This is a genomic window from Glycomyces xiaoerkulensis (assembly GCF_002798405.1).
In the GTDB taxonomy this organism is placed as follows: Bacteria; Actinomycetota; Actinomycetes; order Mycobacteriales; family Micromonosporaceae; genus Glycomyces; species Glycomyces xiaoerkulensis.
The window spans coordinates 361,285-380,280 of sequence record NZ_PGGV01000029.1 but is presented as its reverse complement, the minus strand read 5'-3'; the positions used below and the strand labels follow the sequence as shown (position 1 = coordinate 380,280).

General features: G+C 69.9%; 16 protein-coding genes and 1 pseudogene. 13 read left to right on the top strand and 4 right to left on the bottom strand.

All coding sequences use genetic code 11. The annotated features are described in order from the left end of the window. Positions 1–82 precede the first annotated feature (82 nt). The gene (gene erpA, locus CUT39_RS12355; protein WP_100446954.1) at positions 83–451 is read right to left on the bottom strand and encodes an iron-sulfur cluster insertion protein ErpA; all 369 of its coding nucleotides are present in this window, start codon (positions 449–451) and stop codon (positions 83–85) included. 97 nt (positions 452–548) lie between these two features. Continuing rightward, entirely contained in the window at positions 549–1,649 is a 1,101-nt protein-coding gene (locus CUT39_RS12350; protein WP_100446952.1) for a glycerate kinase family protein, read from the bottom strand. A gap of 91 nt (positions 1,650–1,740) precedes the next feature. Here CUT39_RS12350 and nadA point away from each other — a divergent pair, with 91 nt between their 5' ends. The 5 genes from nadA to CUT39_RS12325 all read left to right on the top strand — a co-directional run bounded on the left by nadA (position 1,741) and on the right by CUT39_RS12325 (position 7,540). Further along, the gene (nadA, locus tag CUT39_RS12345; RefSeq protein ID WP_100446950.1) at positions 1,741–2,907 is read left to right on the top strand and encodes a quinolinate synthase NadA; all 1,167 of its coding nucleotides are present in this window, start codon (positions 1,741–1,743) and stop codon (positions 2,905–2,907) included. Between the two features lie 304 nt (positions 2,908–3,211). Next, a complete protein-coding gene (gene murA, locus CUT39_RS12340; RefSeq protein WP_100447120.1) occupies positions 3,212–4,567 on the top strand; it encodes a UDP-N-acetylglucosamine 1-carboxyvinyltransferase in 1,356 nt (451 codons plus the stop codon). Between the two features lie 59 nt (positions 4,568–4,626). Continuing rightward, complete coding sequence (locus CUT39_RS12335) at positions 4,627–5,292, top strand: DUF3043 domain-containing protein (RefSeq protein WP_157930645.1); 666 nt, start codon at positions 4,627–4,629, stop codon at positions 5,290–5,292. Between the two features lie 82 nt (positions 5,293–5,374). After that, complete coding sequence (locus tag CUT39_RS12330; RefSeq protein ID WP_100446946.1) at positions 5,375–6,472, top strand: WG repeat-containing protein; 1,098 nt, start codon at positions 5,375–5,377, stop codon at positions 6,470–6,472. A gap of 72 nt (positions 6,473–6,544) precedes the next feature. Further along, positions 6,545–7,540, top strand: coding sequence for an aldo/keto reductase family protein (locus tag CUT39_RS12325; RefSeq protein WP_100446944.1), 996 nt, complete (start codon positions 6,545–6,547; stop codon positions 7,538–7,540). On the opposite strand, the gene miaA is transcribed toward CUT39_RS12325, so the two are convergent. Then, positions 7,512–8,579 (bottom strand): tRNA (adenosine(37)-N6)-dimethylallyltransferase MiaA, encoded by a 1,068-nt coding sequence (miaA, locus tag CUT39_RS12320; protein ID WP_408611141.1) that lies wholly within the window; start codon positions 8,577–8,579, stop codon positions 7,512–7,514. The genes CUT39_RS12325 and miaA overlap by 29 nt on opposite strands. On the opposite strand from miaA, the gene CUT39_RS12315 reads away from it, so the two are divergent. The 7 genes and pseudogenes from CUT39_RS12315 to CUT39_RS21810 all read left to right on the top strand — a co-directional run. Continuing rightward, positions 8,532–9,749: a DUF349 domain-containing protein gene (locus tag CUT39_RS12315; RefSeq protein WP_100446942.1), complete on the top strand. Its 1,218-nt coding sequence runs from the start codon at positions 8,532–8,534 to the stop codon at positions 9,747–9,749. The genes miaA and CUT39_RS12315 overlap by 48 nt on opposite strands. Positions 9,750–9,952: 203 nt before the next feature. Further along, positions 9,953–10,696 carry a tyrosine-protein phosphatase gene (locus CUT39_RS12310; protein ID WP_100446940.1) on the top strand — a complete coding sequence of 248 codons (744 nt, stop codon included), beginning with the start codon at positions 9,953–9,955 and terminating at the stop codon, positions 10,694–10,696. 238 nt (positions 10,697–10,934) lie between these two features. Continuing rightward, complete coding sequence (locus CUT39_RS12305; protein ID WP_100446938.1) at positions 10,935–12,599, top strand: ABC transporter ATP-binding protein; 1,665 nt, start codon at positions 10,935–10,937, stop codon at positions 12,597–12,599. Then, positions 12,596–14,446, top strand: a complete 1,851-nt coding sequence (locus tag CUT39_RS12300) for an ABC transporter ATP-binding protein (RefSeq protein WP_100446936.1) — start codon at positions 12,596–12,598, stop codon at positions 14,444–14,446. Before CUT39_RS12305 ends, CUT39_RS12300 begins: the two co-directional genes overlap by 4 nt. Positions 14,447–14,536: 90 nt before the next feature. Beyond that, entirely contained in the window at positions 14,537–15,061 is a 525-nt protein-coding gene (locus tag CUT39_RS12295) for a DUF1707 and DUF4190 domain-containing protein (protein ID WP_100446934.1), read from the top strand. 137 nt (positions 15,062–15,198) lie between these two features. Further along, positions 15,199–15,402, top strand: coding sequence for a type II toxin-antitoxin system VapB family antitoxin (locus tag CUT39_RS12290; RefSeq protein ID WP_100446932.1), 204 nt, complete (start codon positions 15,199–15,201; stop codon positions 15,400–15,402). Continuing rightward, positions 15,399–15,755: pseudogene (locus tag CUT39_RS21810) on the top strand (PIN domain-containing protein); the annotation flags it as partial. The gene CUT39_RS12290 and the pseudogene CUT39_RS21810, both read left to right, overlap by 4 nt. 152 nt (positions 15,756–15,907) lie before the next feature. Here the strand turns inward: CUT39_RS21810 and miaB are convergent. After that, positions 15,908–17,413, bottom strand: a complete 1,506-nt coding sequence (gene miaB / locus CUT39_RS12280; protein WP_408611140.1) for a tRNA (N6-isopentenyl adenosine(37)-C2)-methylthiotransferase MiaB — start codon at positions 17,411–17,413, stop codon at positions 15,908–15,910. Positions 17,414–17,798: 385 nt separating this feature from the next. On the opposite strand from miaB, the gene CUT39_RS12275 reads away from it, so the two are divergent. After that, on the top strand, positions 17,799–18,980 hold the full coding sequence (locus tag CUT39_RS12275; RefSeq protein ID WP_100446928.1) for an ABC transporter substrate-binding protein: 1,182 nt from the start codon (positions 17,799–17,801) through the stop codon (positions 18,978–18,980). Positions 18,981–18,996 lie beyond the last annotated feature (16 nt).

Genomic DNA, 18,996 nt, shown 5'->3' with positions numbered 1-18,996 from the left:
TTGCGCGCACGAAAATGAAGCCCGGCCGAGAACACACGCTATGGGTGTTTTCGGCCGGGCTGCCGGAGTTTCGCCGGAAACTTTAGTGGAAGGAGTCGCCGCAGGCGCAGGAGCCCTGTGCGTTGGGGTTGTCGATGGTGAACCCCTGGGCGTCGATGCGGTCGGCGAAATCGATGCTGGCGCCCATCAGGTAGGGCACGCTCATCCGGTCGACGATGACCTCGAAGCCCCCGTAAGGCTGGACGACGTCGCCCTCGCGCCGGTCGGTGTCGAAGTACAGGCCGTAGCGCAGACCCGAGCAACCGCCGGGGCTGACCTCCACGCGCAGGGCCAGGCCCTCCTCGCCCTCCTGCTCGATCAGGGCCTTGACTTTTTCGGCGGCCGCGTCCGTGAGCACAACGCCTGTGGCGGCGGTGTCCTTGGCTTCCTCGGCCTGCTGAGTGGCGCTCACTGGTGGGTCCTCCTGCTGAGTTGGGATCAACTGCGTCGATCGGTATTCGAGTTGTCAACAGTACCCAACAGCTCCGAGCTCGTCAGTATTCCCGAGCCTACTTCCACTCACCGGCGACCGACTCGGCCAGAGCCGCCAGGCCCTCGCGCGGGGCCCGCATGGCGGCCTCGACGCCCCCGACCAGGTCGGCGACCGAGTGGACGCCCGCCAGCCGCGGGTGCTCGCCGAGGTCCGACCTGCCGGCGAGCACCAGGCAGGGCTTGCCGTGAGCCCGCGCACCATCGGCGACCTCGGCGGCGAGCTTGCCGCGCAGGCTCTGGCCGTCGAAGGATCCCTCCCCGGTGACGACCAGGTCGGCCGCGGCGATGGCCTCGTCGAGGCCGACGGCCTCGCAGGTGAGCCTCGCGCCGGATTCGCGGCGGCCGCCGAGCAGGAAGAGCGCCAGGCCCAGGCCGCCGGCGGCACCGGCGCCCGGCCAGGACGAGGCCCCGGCCGGGCCCAGGTCGCGCTCGGCGACCTCGGCGAAGTTGCCGAGCGCCGCCTCCAGGACCGGCAGGTCGGCCTCGCCGGCGCCCTTCTGGGGCCCGAACATGTAGGTCGCCCCGTGGGGGCCGAGCAGGGGCGAGTCGACGTCGGAGGCGGCGACGAACTCGACCCCGCGGGTGCGGGGGTCGCCGTCGATCGAGGTGCAGGAGGCCAGGGCCGCGCCGCCGTAGGGCAGGGCCTCGCCGGCCAGGTCGCGGCAGGTGTAGCCGAGGGCGGTGAGCATGCCGGCGCCGGCGTCGTTGGTGGCCGAGCCGCCCAGGCCCACCACCACGCGCCGGGCGCCGGTCTCGACGGCGTGGGCGATGATCAGGCCCAGGCCGTAGGTGGTGGTGCGGGACGGGTCGCGCTCGGCGGGGGCCAGCAGGTGGAGTCCGCAGGCGGCGGCCGACTCGATGTAGGCGGTGCCGCCGACGCGGAGGTAGTCGGCGTGGACGGTGCGTCCGAGCGGGCCGCAGCTCAGGGCGGTGCGGCGCTCCGCGCCGGGGACGGCCGCCTCCAGCACGTCGATGAAGCCGGGCCCGCCGTCGGCGAGGGGCAGGGCGACGGTTTCGGCCTCGGGCCGGGCGCGTCGCCACCCGTCGGCGATCGCCGCGGCGGCCTCGGCGGCGGTCAGGGTGCCGGCGAACTTGTCGGGAGCTATGAGGATGCGCACACCGAAAGCCTAGACGATGCCCGGAACCAGGAGGTAACCGCTTGCCGCGTGAAGTCGCAGAACGTGATCGAAACGTGCAAGAATCGATCGCATGACGGGCTTCAACGAACCTGCTCCCACCCAGACCGCGCTCCTGCTGCTCGGCAGGGGAAGCGACCCCGAATCCGAGCGCGGCGTCGACTGTCCCGGGGAGCTGCCCGAGCCCAGCGACCCGGAGCTGGTCGAGCGCGCCCGGGCCGCCAAGGAGGCCCTCGGCGAGGACCTGTTCGTCCTGGGCCACCACTACCAGCGCGACGAGGTCATCCAGTTCGCCGACGTCACCGGCGACTCGTTCAAACTCGCCCAGCAGGCCGCGGCCCGGCCCGGAGCCGAGTACATCGTGTTCTGCGGCGTCCACTTCATGGCCGAGAGCGCCGACATCCTCACCGGCGACCACCAGAAGGTGATCCTGCCCGACCTGGCCGCCGGGTGCTCGATGGCCGACATGGCCACCGGCGCGCAGGTCGAGCAGTGCTGGGAGGACCTCGCGCGGGCCGGGATCGCCGAGACGACGGTCCCGATGACGTACATGAACTCCTCGGCCGCCATCAAGGGCTTCGTCGGCCGCGAGGGCGGGGTGGTGTGCACCTCCTCGAACGCCGAGCGGGCGCTGCGGTGGGCCTACGAGCGCGGCCGGAAGGTCCTGTTCCTGCCCGACCAGCACCTGGGCCGCAACACCGTGGTCCGGGACATGGGCTTCGGCCTCGACGACTGCGCGGTGTACAACCCGCACAAGCCCGGCGGCGGCCTGACCGACGCCGAGCTGCGCGATGCCAGGATCATCCTGTGGAAGGGCCACTGCTCGGTGCACGGGCGGTTCACCCTCGACTCGGTCGAGGAGATGCGCCGCCTCGACCCCGAGGTGAACATCCTGGTCCACCCCGAATGCGTCCACGAGGTGGTGGAGGCCGCCGACTACGTCGGCTCGACCGAGTACATCATCAGGACCCTCGACGCGGCCGAGCCCGGGACCTCGTGGGCGATCGGCACCGAGCTGAACCTGGTGCGGCGCTTGGCGAACCGCTACCCGGACAAGGACATCTCGTTCCTGGACCGGACGGTCTGCTTCTGCTCCACGATGAACCGGATCGACCTGCCGCACCTGGTGTGGGCCTTGGAGGAGCTCGTGGCCGGCCGGGTGCCGAATCAGATCACTGTGGACCCGGCGACCTCGAAGCACGCCCGGGCGGCCCTCGACCGGATGCTCGAGCTCCCGTAGCGGGCGAGGCGGGCTCGTTCCTATAGGATATATCCTATTTCCTATAGGATCGCCCGGTTGCGTCGGCGACCTCCCCGGCCCCTCGCGGCACCGGATCGCGTAGAGTCCCGGGTGCAAGCCTGCTCCTCCCGGCACGTATCGGAGCCGCGGCGTCACACCCGCGCGTGGTTAGCACAATCACCGTGTGTTACGCCGCTACCTGGGAGTTTTTCCCTTAACACGGCCGTTATTGTTGGGCGACGATCCCGGTTGATCCACCCACTGAGGAGAGCTGTTGAGCGGCACCGCGTCCACCCCCGAAGACATGCTGATGATCCACGGCGGGACACCCCTCGAAGGCGAAGTCACCGTCAGAGGCGCCAAGAATCTCGTCTCCAAGGCAATGGTGGCCGCACTCCTCGGAAACTCCCCCTCGGTGCTGCGCGGGGTCCCCGCCATCCGCGACGTCGAGGTCGTCACCGGGCTCCTGCGCGTCCACGGCGTCGACGTCGACCTCGACGGCGACACCCTCTACATGGATCCGACCTCGGTCGGCCAGGCCGGCGTCGACGAGATCAACGTGCACGCCGGCACCAGCCGCATCCCGATCCTGTTCTGCGGCCCCCTCCTCCACCGCCTCGGCCACGCCTTCATCCCCGACCTCGGCGGCTGCAACATCGGCGGCCGCCCCATCGACTTCCACCTCGAGGCCCTCCGCCAGTTCGGCGCCGTCGTCGACAAGACCCCCGAAGGCACCCACCTGTCGGCCCCCGACGGTCTCCACGGGATCCGCTACGAACTCGACTTCCCCTCCGTCGGCGCCACCGAGCAGGTCCTGCTCACCGCCGTCACCGCCGAAGGCACCACCGAGCTGCGCAACGCCGCCATCGAACCCGAGATCATGGACCTCATCTGCGTGCTCCAGAAGATGGGCGCCATCATCAAGGTCCACACCAACCGGGTCATCGAGGTCGTCGGCGTCGGCGCCCTCGGCGGCTACAGCCACCGCCCCCTGCCCGACCGCATCGAGGCCGCCTCCTGGGCCTCGGCGGCCCTGGCCACCGGCGGCAACGTCTTCGTCCGCGGCTCCAACCAGGCCGACATGATGACCTTCCTCAACGTATTCCGCTCCATCGGCGGCGCCTACGACGTCGACGACGACCCGCTCGAAGGCGGGATCCGCTTCTGGCACCCCGGCGGCCCGCTCAAACCCGTCGCCCTCGAAACCGACGTCCACCCCGGCCTGATGACCGACTGGCAGCAGCCGATCGTCGTCGCTCTCACGCAGGCCGACGGCCTGTCGATCATGCACGAGACGGTCTATGAGAACCGGCTCGGATACACCTCCGAGCTGCGGCAGATGGGCGCCGGCATCGAGCTGTACTCCGACTGCCTCGGCGGCGCCCCCTGCCGGTGGGGCCGCCGCAACTTCCTGCACTCGGCCGTCATCGCCGGACCCACCAAGCTCCACGCCGCCGAACTGCGCATCCCCGACCTCCGCGCCGGCTTCAGCCACCTGATCGCCGCGCTCGCCGCCGAGGGGACCTCCCGGGTCTACGGCGTCGACCGGTACATCACCCGCGGCTACGAGAACTTCGAGGACAAACTGCGCGGCCTGGGCGCCAAGATCGAGCGCCCGGCCCTCGAGCGCACCCGTGAGCCGACGCCTGCCGACGCCTAAACGGGGTCGGTATGCTGGTTGGCAGCACCCGTCGCGAGCAAAGGAAGGTCGAGCGCCCCGTGGGGAAGAAGTCCGCCGGTCAGATTGACGGCCCGCAAGCGCCGCCGAAGGCGGACGCCCCGGCCGCCGCCACCGAGAAAAAGGGGAAGCCCACCCCGAAACGGCCCAAGCAGGCCAAACCGCGCCCGCCGGCCAACCCTCCGATGTCCTACAAGGAGAAACGCCGGCAGGCGAAGCAGTCGGGCACCAAACTCTCCAAGGACCAGAAACGCCAGGCCAAGGCCGACATGCGGCGCGAACGCGCCCGCATCGCCGAGGGCCAGTGGAAGGGCGACCCCCTCTTCGACAAGTACCACCTGGCGCGCGACCGCGGACCCGAGCGGCTGCTGGTGCGCGACATCGTCGACTCCCGGCGCACGGTCGCCCAGTACTTCTTCGCGATCACCATGGTGCTGCTGCTGGCCACGAACGTCGTCCCCTACGCCGCCGGCATCCTCATGGTGGCGTGGGTGGCGATGATGGTCGGCCTGGCCGTCGACTCGTACTTCCTCTGCCGCAAGGTCAAACGCCTGGTCAACAAGCGGTTCCCGCAGACGGGCCGGAAGTTCGGCGGCCTGTACTGGTACGCCGTCCAGCGGTCGATCATGTTCCGCTCCATGCGCAACCCGCGCATACGGATGAGCTACAAGGCCACCGAGGAAGACCTCGGCCGAGTAGTCAAGTAGCCCGGACCGCGCCAAGCCGTCGCCGACCTCGCTTCAGGGTCGGCGATGGCTTAATCTGATTGTCGTAACCCTCAGTGACCTCGTGAAAGTAGTCAACGTGGTGGATGTCGCGGCGGACCTGCGAGCCGGGCTGGTGCGCGCCCTCGGACCGCTCGACCGCGCCACCATGCGCCACGGCATCGCCGACACCGTCGCCCTCCAGCAGATCCGCGAAGAGGCCACCCAGCGCATCGGCCGCCACCCGGCCGAGGCCGACCAGTCGCGGCTGCTGGGCATCCGCGCGGTCGTGATGCGCGTGCTCGGCGACTTCGAAAGCGCCGAAGTCGACGCCGCCGCCGCGGTCAAATACGCCGAAGCGGTCGGCGCCGACCTGCTGCTGGCCCCCGCCCGCGCCCGCCACGGGCAGGTACTGCGCGTCCAGGGCCGCTTCGAGGAGGCCGACCAACTGTTCGCGCTGGCCGAGGCCGGCGAGGTGCCCAAGACCCTGACCGGCGCCGTCCGCGCCTACGCCGCCCTGTCGTGCCTGGCCCAGGGGCGGGTCACCGAGGCCCTCATCCACCTGCAGCGCGCCAGCGAGTACAACTCGCACGGCTTCGTGATGCAGATCGTCGAGACCGGCCTGGGCCTGGCCGAGGACTGGGCCGCCGGCGCCGGGTTCGGACCCCCGCCCCGGTCCTGGGGCGAACGCGCCGGGCACCCCGCGCCCGAACGGTTCCAGGACCCGCAGACCGGCCGGTGGGGCTACCTCGGGCCGGACGAACGGCCCGTCATCAAGGCCGCCTTCAGCCAGGCCGGCGATTTCCGCGGCGGCGTGGCGGCCGTCTGCCAGGCCGACTGGGGCGCGATCGACCGCAGCGGCACCGTCGTGGTCCCGCTGGTCTACAGCTCGCTCGACACCACCACCGCCGACGGCCGGACCGTCACCGGGTTCGTCGGCGGCGTGGCCGTGGCCGCCCAGCAGGGCCGCGCCGGCGTCGTCCACCGCTCCGGACGCGTCATCGTCGCCCCCCAGTTCCAGCAGGTCCTGGTGCACCCGGCCGGGTTCCTGGTCACCTTGGACGGCTTCACCTGGGGCACGTTCGGGCTCGACGGCCACGAGCTGCTACCGCCCCGCGCCGACCGGGCCGAGGCGGTCCGGTCGCTGGACGCGGCCGTATCGATCGACGACGGACCGCTGTGAGCGGACGGGCGCCTGTGGGCTTGTGAGGTTTCCGTCGTTGACACTTGCCGCGCGGCCGGTAGGCTCGTCGCCATGGAGTTTCGTCACCTCGGCCGCTCCGGCCTCGTCATTTCCGAACTCGTCTACGGCAACTGGATCACCCACGGCGGGCAGGTGGAGGAGGACGCCGCGATCGCCTGCGTCCGCGCCGCGCTCGACGAGGGCATCACCACCTTCGACACCGCCGACACCTACGCCCGCGGCGCCGCCGAGGAGGTCCTCGGACGCGCGCTCAAGGGCGAGCGCCGCGACGGCATCGAGATCTTCACCAAGACCTACTGGCCCATGGGCGGGGGCAAGAACGATCGCGGCCTGTCGGCCAAGCACGTCAAGGAGGCCATCGACAACTCGCTGCGGCGGCTCCAGACCGACCGCGTCGAGCTCCTGCAGGCCCACCGCTACGACCACGAGACGCCGCTCGAGGAGACCATGCAGGCGTTCGCGGACATCGTCCACGCCGGCAAGGCCCACTACATCGGCGTCAGCGAGTGGACCGCCGACCAGATCCGCCGCGCCCACGCCCTCGCCCAGGACCTGAAGATCCAACTGGTCTCCAGCCAGCCGCAGTACTCGATCCTGTGGCGGGTCATCGAGGAGGAGGTCGTCCCCGCCTGCGAGGAGCTCGGCATCGGCCAGATCGTGTGGTCGCCGCTCGCCGGCGGCACCCTCACCGGCAAGTACCGGCCCGGGCAGCCCGCCCCCGAGGGCTCGCGCGCCGCCGACCCCAAGTACGGCCGCTTCGTCGAGAACTGGATGAACGACGACGTCCTCGAGCGCGTCCAGCGCCTCGGTCCCATCGCCGAGGAGGTCGGCCTGACCACCGCGCAGCTCAGCCTGGCCTGGGTGCTCCAGCACTCGAACGTGTCGGCCGCGATCATCGGCGCCTCCCGCCCCGAGCAGCTCAAGGAGAACGTCAAGGCCATCGGCGTCAAGCTCGACGCCGACGTCATGGCCAAGATCGACGAGCTGTTCGAGCCGGTCGCGCTGACCGACCCGACCCTCACCAAGAGCCCGAAGCCGCGAGTCTGACCGCCCGCTCGACCAGATCCGGGTCGGCCGCATCGAACCATTCGATGCGGCCGTCCCTTTTGAACCAGGAGCGCTGGCGGCGCACGAACCGGCGGGTGCCCTGGACGGTGCGGCGGAAGGCCTCCCGCTCGTCGTACTCGCCGGCGAGGTGGGCCAGCACCTGCTGGTAGCCCAGGGCGCGGGAGGCGGTTCGGCCCTCCCGCAGGCCCTCGGCCTCCAGGGCGCGGACCTCCTCGACCAGTCCGCCCTCCCACATCGACCGCACGCGGTGCTCGATGCGCTCGTCCAGGGCGGCGGTGTCGAGGTCGACGCCGATGCGGACCGCCTCGAAGTGGGGCCGGGGCGCCTCCGGGAGGCTCGCGGTGAACGAACCGGTCAGCTCCACCACCTCCAGGGCGCGGACGATGCGGCGGCCGTTGGACGGCAGGATCGCCCGGGCCGCATCCGGGTCGGTCTCGCGCAGCCGCTCCCACAGCGCCGCCGACCCGACGCGTTCGAGCTCGGCCTCCAGGCGGCCCCGCACCGCCGGGTCGGTGCCCGGGAAGTCCATCTCGTCCAGCGCGGCCTGGACGTACAGGCCCGAGCCGCCCACCAGGATCGGGCGGTTGCCGCGCTCGCGGATGCCGGCGACGGCGGCGCGAGCCCGGTCGCGGTAGGCGACCACGTCGGCGGTCTCGGTGACCTCGAGGACGTCGAACACGTGGTGGGGCACCCCGCGGCGCTCGGCGGCGGTGATCTTGGCGGTGCCGATGTCCATGCCGCGGTAGAGCTGCATCGAATCGGCGTTGACGATCTCTCCGCCGAGCCGCTCGGCCAGTGCCACCGACAGCGCCGTCTTTCCGGCCGCGGTGGGGCCTACCACGGCGACGACCGGCGGCTGTAGGGTGGGGGTGCTGCTTCCTCGGACCAACAGAAAACCTCTCCGGTTCGTACGGCCTGTAAGGTACGGGGAGTACTCCCCAAAGTTCGTGAAGGATATGAGATTACCGCGATGAGTGACCTCGGAGACTGGACCCGATTCGGCCGGATCGACGCCGATGGCACGGTCTACGTGAAAACCTCCTCCGGTGAGCGCGCGGTCGGTTCCTGGCAGGCCGGCACCACCGACGAGGGGCTCGCGCACTTCGCGCGGAAGTACGCCGACCTGGTGGTCGAAGTCGATCTCATCGCCTCCCGATTGAATTCGGACTCGGCGGACGTGGAGCAGGCGGCCCAGCAGCTTCGCAAGCTCCGGGAGGGGCTGGACTCGGCGGCCGTCGTCGGCGACGTGGACGCGCTGGCGACGCGGCTGGACGAACTGTCCAAGCACGCCGACGAGCGGGTGGAGGAGTTCAAGGCCGTCAAGGAGGCCGAGCGCGCCGACGCGATCGCCGCCAAGGAGGCCCTGGTGGCCGAGGCCGAGGAGATCTCGCAGCGCGACAGCCACTGGAAGGCTTCGGGGCAGCGGTTCCGCGAGATGGTCGAGGAGTGGAAGTCGATCCACGGGGTCGACCGGAAGACCGACCAGAAGCTGTGGCGGAAGTTCGCCGCCGCGCGGGACGCCTTCACGCGGCGCCGCGGCGCCTACTTCTCGCAGCTCGACGCCGAGCGCAAGGTCATCGCCGCCAAGAAGGAAGAGCTCATCGCCGCCGCCGAGGAGCTGTCGACCTCGACCGACTGGGGGCCGACCGCCGACAGGCTCAAGGCCCTCATGGCGGAGTGGAAGGAGGCGGGCCGGCTCGCTCCCGATGCCGAGCAGAAGGCCTGGAAGCGGTTCAGGGCCGCCCAGGACGTCTTCTTCAACGCCCGCTCCGAGGCGTTCAGCGCCCGCGACGCGGAGCTGGAGGCCCACCAGGCCGCCAAGGAGGAGCTGCTCCGGGAGGCCGAGGCGCTCGACATCAGCGCCGACCCGAAGGCCGCGCAGGCGGCGTTCCGGAGGATCCAGGGCTCGTGGCACGAGATCGGGCCGGTGCCGCGGAAGCACCAGGCCAAGTTGCAGCGGCGGCTGCGCAACGTCGAGGACAAGCTCCGCGAGGCGATGGACACGGCCTGGCGGAAGGTCCCGGTCGAGGAGAATCCGCTGCTGCTGCAGATGAAGCAGCAGGTGGCCGAGGCCGAGGAGAAGCTCGAGCGGGCCAAGGCCGAAGGCGACCCGAAGCGGGTCAAGAAGGCCGAAGAGGACCTGGCGGGGAAGAAGCAGTTCCTGGAGCTCGCGGAAGGCGCCAAGTAGCGCAGCCTGGAGCTTGCGGAAGGCGCTCCGGTGCCCGCCGGTGGCCGCCGAAGGCAACCCGAATAGCGCGCCCCGGACTGGCGGGGAAGCGGCACGGGCGGCCATAATTGAGCCTCACAACGGCGTGGACCGCAGCGGTTCGCGCCGTCGTTGCAGTGCGGGACAATACCGAACGTGACACCCCGCCGACAGGAAGGCTTGGCATGACCCCGGACGTCCTCCCCCATCAGTTCCTCCCCACCGAGCAGGTCTTCAACCTGCGCGACGTCGGGGGCCTCGACGCCGCCGACGGCAAGAAGGTCAAGACCGGACAGGTCTTCCGCTCCGACAACTTCGGGCAGGCCACCGAGGCCGACCTCGACTACATCGTCGAGGAGCTCGGGGTGCGGCACGTGATCGACCTGCGGCGCCCGAACGAGCTGGCGAAGACCGGCCGGTTCCCCGAGCGCGACGGGGTCGCCTTCCACCACTTCGAGATGCTCCACATCGCCTGGGAGTCGGTGGAGATCGAGGTCTTCAACGACTCCCCCGACGAGGAGATCGTCCGCTTCCTGTCGCAGCGGTACACCGGCATGATGGAGTCGGGCTACAAGTCCGTCCGCGACTCGCTCCAGGTGATCGCGGGCGGCGAGCCGGTGATCTTTCACTGCATGGCCGGCAAGGACCGCACCGGCATCATCGCGGCGGTGCTGCTGTCGCTGCTGGGCGTCGACGCCGAGGACATCGCCGCCGACTACGAGTTGTCCAATGTGGGCTTGATGCGGTGGCGGGCGTGGCGCGACGCCACTCTCGGCGCGCCGCAGCGCGACCGCGGCCTGGGCACCCCGGCCGAGGCGATGCGGCGGACCATCGCGGCGATCGAGGAGCGGTTCGGCTCGATGTCCTCCTACGCGCGCTCGGCCGGCTTCCGCGACGCCGAGCGGCTCCGGGAGCTGCTCCTGGAGTAGTGCCCGGCCGACGTACGTACTCGAACTGTTCCCAGCGTCACTAGCCGCCCGGCTAGAAAATCGCTTGCCGCCTCCCACCCGGCCTGCCTACGGTGGCCGGGTGGGTTCAGAGCGGTCGAGATCATCAAGCGTGTCCGAAACAGACGATCCGCGATTGCGGAAGTCGCCCCTGGCCAACCTGTGGAGGCTCAAGCAGTACCTATACCCTTACCGTTTCCGACTCGGAGCACTGTGGACCATGGTGCTCCTCAACATCGCCGCCGCGCTCTCCATCCCTCCCGTGGTCGGCGCCGCCATCGACGGCCCCATCGCCGACCGGGACCTCGACCGGCTCTGGGCGTTCGCCGGACTCATCGCCGCCCTCGGCGCCGCGGACGCCCTCCTGGCGCTCACCCGGCGCTACTTCCAGACCTCCACGGCGATGTCCATCGAGGCCGACATCCGTGCCGCCCTGTACGAGCACCTCCAGCGGCTCCACACCGGCTTCCACGACCGCTGGCAGACCGGGCAGCTCCTCGCCCGGGTCACCGTCGACCTGGGCATGATCCGCCGCTTCTTCGCAGGCGGCCTGATCTTCGCCATCAGCGCCGTCGGCATGTCGACGGTCATCCTCGCCCAACTGTTCTGGATCGAATGGCGGCTGGCGCTGCTGGTCGCCGCCACCGCCGTCCCCCTGTTCCTGATCGGCCGGGGCTTCTTCAAGGAGTTCCTCCCCGCGGCCAGGTCCGAGCAGGACCAGTCCGGCGAAGTCTCCAGCGCCGCCGAGGAATCGGCGCTCGGCATCCGCGCGATCAAGGCGCTCGGGCGCGGACCGCTCATGGCCGGGAGGTTCGACCGGGAGGCCGACGAGCTGCGGCACCGCGGCGTCCGCAAAAGCCTCATCGCCTCCCGCTCGTGGTCGGCGTTCGGCGCCATCGCCTCGGCCGGGCTCGGCGCCACGCTCGTCGTCGGCGCGATCCTGGTCGCGAACGGCCAGCTCTCACTCGGGCAGTTGACCGCGTTCATCCTGCTCCAGTTGGGTCTGCTGTGGCCGATCGAGGCCGCCGGCTGGGTCATGGCCCACGGGAACGAGGCGATGACCGCAGCCGACCGCGTCTACGAGGTCTTCGACACCGAACCGGACATCCGCGACCGGCCCGGGGCCCGCACGGTCGACCGGTCCACCGTCCGCGGCGAGCTGGCGTTCGAAGGCGTCAGATACGCCTACGACGACGGCACCGAGGTCCTGCGCGGAGTCGACCTGACCGTGAAACCCGGCGAGACGGTCGCGATCGCCGGCAAGACCGGCTCGGGCAAGACCACCCTGGTCTCCCTCCCCTCGCGGCTCAACGACCCCACCGGCGGGCGGATCACCCTCGACGGCACCGACGTCCGCGACCTCCGGCTCGACGGCCTCCGAAGCGTGGTCACCACCGCGTTCGAAGAGGCCACGCTGTTCTCCATGAGCGTCCGGGAGAACCTGGCGCTCGGCCGCCCCGACGCCGACGAGCGCGACGTCGAAGAGGCCGTGCGCATCGCCCAGGCCGACTTCGTCCACGACCTGCCCTACGGGCTCGACACCCGCATCGGCGAGCAGGGCCTGTCGCTCTCGGGCGGGCAGCGGCAGCGGCTCGCACTGGCCCGGGCCGTGGTCGTCAAACCGGCCGTCCTGGTGCTCGACGACCCGCTGTCGGCGCTCGACGTCCACACCGAGGAACTGGTCGAGCACGCCCTGGGGCAGGTGCTGCGGGACACGACGGCGCTGGTGGTGGTCCACCGGCCCTCCACGGTCGCGCTGGCCGACCGGGTGGCGCTGCTCCACGGGGGACGGATCGAGGCCGTCGGCGGTCACTCCGAACTGCTGGAGTCCAGCCGCGCCTACGGGGACGTGCTCGCCGCCGAAGCCGAGGAGGTCGCCGCATGAGCGCCCATCAGCACCGGCACGCGGCCTGGCGCGGGCGCGCCGAACAGGCCGACGCCGAGCGCACCAGCGCCGAACTCGACGACGCCGAGGCGATCCGGGAGCTGCGCTCGCGCAGCCGCAGGCTGCTGGGATCGATGATGCGCCCGCATCGGCGGTCCATCGCGCTCCTGGTCGGGATCCTCGTCGTCCAGAACTTCGCGACCATGGCCGCCCCGATCCTGGTCATGTACGGCATCGACCACGGCATCCCGGCCATCAGCGAACGCGGCGACTACTCGATCATCGTCGGCATCGCCGTCGCCTTCTCGGTCACCGCCGCGCTCGAGTACCTGTGCGTGCGGTTCTACATCGCCCAGTCGGCCCGGGTCGGCAACGCGATGCTGTACGCGCTCAGAAACCGGGTGTTCTGGAAGTTCCAGCGCCTCTCGATCGCCTTCCACGAACGGTTCACCTCCGGCCGGGTCACCGCCCGCCAGAGCTCCGACATGGAGTCGATCCGCGAGATGACCGAGAACGGCGTGGACGACCTGGTCCTGGCGGCGATGAACGTCGTGACCATCACCGTCGTCATGCTGGTGATCGATCCGCTGCTGGCGGCGGTCTCGCTGCTGACGTTCCCGCTGATGCTCATGCTGGCCAAGTGGTTCAGCCGGGTCTCGGCGATCGCCTACCGCAAGGCCCGCGAGACCGTGGCGGTCCTGATCGTCTACTTCGTGGAGTCCATGGGCGGCATCCGCGCCGTCCAGGCCTACCGGCGCGAGGGCCGAGACCGCGAGATCTTCGGGCGGCTCAACGAGGACAACCGCCTGGCGCAGGCCAAGGGCCACCAGCAGAACGCGATCATGTCCGGGGGCGTGCGCGGCATCGGCCACCTGGCGACGGTCGTGGTGCTCCTCTTCGGCGGCTGGCAGGCCATGCAGGGGAACACCGAGATCGGCGTGCTCACTGCGTTCCTGCTGTACATGAAGCGCTTCTTCGACCCGCTCAACGAGCTGGTGCAGTTCTACAACGTGCTCCAGTCGGCCACCGCGGCGCTCGAGAAGCTCTCCGGCGTCCTGGACGAGCGGATCGAGGTGCCCGAGCCCGGCGAACCCGAGCGGATCGAGCGGCCGCGCGGCGAGCTGCGGTTCGACGAGGTCACCTTCTACTACCGCGAGGACGAGGTGGTGCTGCCGAACCTGGACCTCCGCATCCCCGGGGGACAGACGATCGCGCTGGTGGGCGCCACCGGGGCGGGCAAGACCACGATGGCCAAGCTCGTCAGCCGGTTCTACGACCCGCGCGGCGGGTCGATCAGGCTCGACGGGGTCGACCTGCGCGAGCTGACCGAGGCGGACCTGCGCGACAACGTCGTGATGATCACCCAGGAGAACTTCCTGTTCAACGGCACGATCGCCGAGAACATCGAGCTGGGCAAGCCGGGGGCCTCCCGAGAGGAGATCGTCCGGGCGGCCGAGGTCGTGGGCGCCCACGAGTTCATCGAGGCGCTCCCCGAGGGCTACGGGACGCACGTCCGCAAGCGCGGCGGGCGCCTGTCGGCCGGCCAGCGCCAGTTGGTGGTGTTCGCCCGGGCCTTCCTGGCCGACCCGCGGGTGCTGATCCTCGACGAGGCGACCTCCTCGCTCGACATCCCTTCGGAGCGGCTGGTGCAGCGGGCGCTGCGCACGATCCTGGCCGACCGGACGGCGATCATCATCGCGCACCGCCTGTCGACGGTCGAGATCGCCGATCGCGTGGTGGTGCTGAGCGAGGGGCTCGTCACCGAGGACGGCCCGCCGGCGGCCCTGGTCGAGTCCGGCGGGAACTACGCCGAGCTCCACCGCCGGTGGGAGGACAGCCTCGTCTGATCCGCGCCGGGGGCGTCCATTGCGTACGCTTTTGGGGACCCCCGGCCGGCTCGACGGCGGCACGGCCCCCGCCCGACCCAGAGGAGCATCATGGACGCCCCCGACCCCTACGGCATGAACGTGTCCGACGATGAGCGGGAGCACGTGATCGGCCAGCTCCGGGAGGCGCTGGAGGCGGGGCGGCTGTCCCTGGCCGAGTTCGAGCGGCGCTCGGGCGAGGCGTACGCGGCCGCGTCGTACGGCGATCTCAACCGGGTGCTGGACGATCTGCCCGGCTCGTCCCCGGCGCGGTCGCCGGGGCCGTACCGGTACGACCCGTACGGCATGCAGTATCCGACGGCGCCTCCGCCGATGCCGGTGCCGGCGCCCTACGGGGCGTACCCGCCGGGCCGGCCGCCGGAGAACGGCTTCGGGGTCGCGGGCCTGGTGCTCGGGATCATCGGGGTGTGCTGCCTGCCGTGCGCGATCCTGGGGATCATCTTCGGCGCCCTCGGTCTCGGCAAGGCCAACCGGGGCGAGGCCGACAACCGCGGCATGGCCATGGCGGGCCTGGTCCTGGGCATAGTGGGTGTGGCCTTGATTGTGATCCGATTCCCGCTGGGGTTCATCTTCTGATATCCCGGTTGGCGTCGTCGCGGTATCCACCTGAATCGATCGACGCTGTCAAGAAGGCGACAGAAGTGATCGCGACACGCGTGCGCTGACGGTATGCTTGGGCTCTGCGGCAGTCTACGGTGAGGGGGGTGAAGACAATGCCGAGAACAGTGATGAACCTCGACGACGAACTGATCACCCTGGCGGCCGAGATCTACGGAACCAACACGAAGGTCGGTACCGTCAACGCGGCCCTCAAGGACGCGGTCGACCGGCGGAGGCGGGAGCGACTCATGGAGTGGCTCGCTGACGGCGGTATGGAATTCGAAGACCACCGCGAGCTGAGGGACCGGGCCTGGTGACGACGGCTACCCATCTCCTCGACACCAGCGTTCTCATTCGTCAGAGAAAACCGGCCGTGGCGGAGCGCGTCGCACCGCTCATCCAAAGCGGGCTGGTCGCCATCTGCCCCCCGATTGAGATGGAGCTGGTCTACGGTGCCCGGAACACCGCGGACTGCGACAATATTCACGAGTGGTGCAGAGGCTTCGAACGGCTGTTCATACCCGATCAAGTCTGGGACCGCGCCGTCGAGATCCAAGCGATCCTGGTGAAGCAGTCCGAACACCGAACGGTCCGGATGCCGGACATCGTCATCGCGGCAACGGCCGAGCGGCATTCGGTCAAAGTCCTTCACTACGACCGCGATTTCGACCGGATCGCCAAGGTGACAGGTCAGCGCACGGAGTGGGTAGTGCCACCGGGCGAGGCCGACTTACCCAACATTGCGAACCGGGCGCTGAGGGAGTGCGTCGACATTCGGCAGGCAGGACGCGAAGTGACTCCGCCCATGGCCGACGCGGCTGGTCAGCAGGCGCAACCGGGGGTCTCGGCCTCGCTCTTTCGGCCGATGGTCGGCATGCCGAGGCTCACGCCGGGGAGCTTCGGGCTGCGGCCCGACTCCCAGGCGTCGCCGGCCCTGGTGCGCCGGTGGCTCCGGATCTCGGCGTCGGCCACCAGGTGGTGCGGGGCGCCGTAGGTGACGGTGGTGGTGATGACGTCGCCGGGGCGCACGCCCTCGGCGTTGTCGTAGGCGTCGGCCTCGCGCGGGGTGACCGAGAAGTGGACCAGGCGGCCGTCGCGGGCCCGGCCCGACAGGCGCCCGGTGGCCTCGTCCTTGCGGCCCTCGCCGGCGGTCACCAGCAGCTCGACCTCGGCGCCCTCGAGCTTCCGGTTCTCCTCCCAGGAGATGCGCTCCTGGAGCTCGACGAGCCGCTCGTAGCGCTCCTGGACCACGGCCTTGGGGATCTGGTCGGCCATCTCGGCGGCGGGGGTGCCGGGCCGGATCGAGTACTGGAAGGTGAAGGCGCTGGAGAACCGCGCGGCCTCGACCACGTCGAGCGTGGCCTGGAAGTCCTCCTCGGTCTCGCCGGGGAAACCCACGATGATGTCGGTGGTGATCGCCGCATCCGGCATGGCCTCGCGCACCTTGTCGATGATGCCGAGGAACTTCGCCGAGCGGTAGGAGCGGCGCATCTCCTTGAGGACGCGGTCCGAACCCGACTGCAGCGGCATGTGGAGCTGATGGCACACGTTCGGTGTCTCGGCCATCGCCGCGATCACGTCGTCGGTGAAGTTGCGCGGGTGCGGGCTGGTGAAACGGACCCGCTCCAGTCCGTCGATCTCGCCGCAGGCGCGCAGCAGCTTGCCGAAGGCGTACTTGTCGCCGAACTCGACGCCGTAGGTGTTGACGTTCTGGCCCAGGAGGGTCACCTCCGAGACGCCCTCGTCGACCAGCGCGCGGACCTCGGAGAGGATCTCCCCGGGGCGGCGGTCCTTCTCCTTGCCGCGCAGGGACGGGACGATGCAGAACGTGCAAGTGTTGTTGCAGCCCACGGAGATCGAGACCCAGCCGGAGTAGGTCGACTCGCGCTTGGTGGGCAGCGTCGAGGGGAAGGTCTCGAGCGCCTCCAGGATCTCGACCTCGGCGGCCTCGTTGTGCCGGGCGCGCTCCAGCAGGGTCGGGAGCGCGCCGATGTTGTGGGTGCCGAAGACGGCGTCGACCCAGGGGGCGCGCTCGACGATCTCGCCGCGGTCCTTCTGGGCCAGGCAGCCGCCGACCGCGATCTGCATGCCCGGGTGCTTCCGCTTGACCGGGCGCAGGTGGCCGAGGTTGCCGTAGAGCTTGTTGTCGGCGTTCTCGCGCACGGCGCAGGTGTTGAACACCATCAGGTCGGGGGTCTGCGAGTCGTCGGCGGGCACGTACCCGGCGTCTTCGAGCAGACCGCCGATCCGCTCGGAGTCGTGCACGTTCATCTGGCACCCGAACGTCTGGACCCGGTAGGTCCGCGCACTGTCGACGTCAACCACCAGACCAGCATAACGGCCTCGTCCGCGGTGTCGAACGGGTGCGGCCCCCGGGTGGAACCGCCCACGACCCGTCCGCATTCGAACTGGTATAACCCGAATTCATAAAGGATTCGGCGGTCTGTTATATAGGAGCCCGAATATCCGCCGCATCCCTGGTCCGGGTGTTCCCGCACGTGCCGACTGGTGCCGATGGTATAAAACCCTTGCTGGGGCTCCACCGGTGAGATATACCGTTCAAGCTCCTTTTTGAATGATCTGCCTGTTCGCTCTTGTGTCTGACGTTCCGTCCGGATATCGTGTGCGTCGTGCCGCCAGCGGGACCCCACACTCCGCGAAGCGGACGGTCCCCGCTGTCGCCCCCACCCGTCAGTGACTCTCAAGGAAGAACATGCGTTTCTACAGAACTTCCGGCGCCCTCGCGGCTGCCGCCGCACTGCTCGCCTCGGCCGCCTGCGTTTCCGAGGAGGGAGCGGCGGAACAGTCCGACGACACCCTCGTCGGCTCCGGAACCGGCGCCGACTGCACGATCGAGGAGACCGTCCCGATCGGCGCCGTCCTCAGCCTCACCGAAGCGGCCGCGTTCGCCGGGGAGTACCAGCGCGAAGGCATCGAAATGGCCTTCGAGGAGATCAACGCCGCCGGCGGCGTCGAGTACGAGGTGACCTACGAGGACGACAAGACCAGCCTCGAGGACTCCGTCGCCGCCTTCGAGAAGGTCATCGACCGCGACGAGGTCAGCGCCATCATCGGCCCGACGCTCTCCAACATGGCGTTCACCACCTACACCGACTCCCAGAGCGCCGGCGTCCCCACCGTCGGCATCTCCACCACCGCCGAAGGCATCCCCGAGATCGGCGACTACATCTTCCGAGCCTCCCTGCCCGAAGAGGTCGCGCTCGCGGCCAGCATCCCCGCGGCCAAGGAGACCCTCGGCATCGAGAACGTCGCCGTCCTCTACGACAGCGCCGACGAGTTCACCGACTCGGCGTTCAACACCATGACCGACGTCCTCGCCGACGAAGGCGTCGAGGTGGTCGTCGAAGAGAGCTTCGAGACCGGCGACACCGACTTCAGCGCCCAGCTCAGCAAGGTCCAGCAGAACGAGGTCGACGCGCTGATCCTCTCGGCCCTGCCCGGCGAGACCGTCCCGCTGGTCAAGCAGGCCCGCGACCTCGGCATCGAGTCGCCGATCGTCGGCGGCAACGCCTTCAACTCGCCGGTCCTGGTCGGCGCCCTCGAGGACGCCTCCGAGGGCCTCATCGTCGGCGGCGCCTGGAGCGCCGCGGCCGACACCACCGGCAACGCCGACTTCATCGCCGACTACACCGAGCAGTACGACCGGGCCCCCGACCAGTTCGCCGCCCAGGCCTACACCGCGGCCTACCTGATCGACGAGGCCGTCCGCGCCGACTGCGACGCCAACCGCGAGGCGATCAAGGACAACCTCGGCCAGATCCTGGAGTTCGACTCCATCCTCGGCCCCATCTCCCTCGCCGAGGACGGCGAGGTCACCCAGGAGCCGTTCGTCCAGATCATCCGCTCCGGCGAGTTCACCCTCCTCGAGGGCTGATCGCGGCCGTCCACAC

Bases quoted from the DNA above. Each gene is read 5' to 3' on its own strand.
- murA (WP_100447120.1), top strand. From the start codon at position 3,212: ATGCTGATGATCCACGGCGGGACACCCCTCGAAGGCGAAGTCACCGTC.
- CUT39_RS12325 (WP_100446944.1), top strand. From the start codon at position 6,545: ATGGAGTTTCGTCACCTCGGCCGCTCCGGCCTCGTCATTTCCGAACTC.
- CUT39_RS12315 (WP_100446942.1), top strand. From the start codon at position 8,532: ATGAGTGACCTCGGAGACTGGACCCGATTCGGCCGGATCGACGCCGAT.
- CUT39_RS12300 (WP_100446936.1), top strand. From the start codon at position 12,596: ATGAGCGCCCATCAGCACCGGCACGCGGCCTGGCGCGGGCGCGCCGAA.
- CUT39_RS12290 (WP_100446932.1), top strand. From the start codon at position 15,199: ATGCCGAGAACAGTGATGAACCTCGACGACGAACTGATCACCCTGGCG.
- CUT39_RS12275 (WP_100446928.1), top strand. From the start codon at position 17,799: ATGCGTTTCTACAGAACTTCCGGCGCCCTCGCGGCTGCCGCCGCACTG.
- CUT39_RS12295 (WP_100446934.1), top strand. From the start codon at position 14,537: ATGGACGCCCCCGACCCCTACGGCATGAACGTGTCCGACGATGAGCGG.
- CUT39_RS12305 (WP_100446938.1), top strand. From the start codon at position 10,935: ATGGTGCTCCTCAACATCGCCGCCGCGCTCTCCATCCCTCCCGTGGTC.
- CUT39_RS12310 (WP_100446940.1), top strand. From the start codon at position 9,953: ATGACCCCGGACGTCCTCCCCCATCAGTTCCTCCCCACCGAGCAGGTC.
- nadA (WP_100446950.1), top strand. From the start codon at position 1,741: ATGACGGGCTTCAACGAACCTGCTCCCACCCAGACCGCGCTCCTGCTG.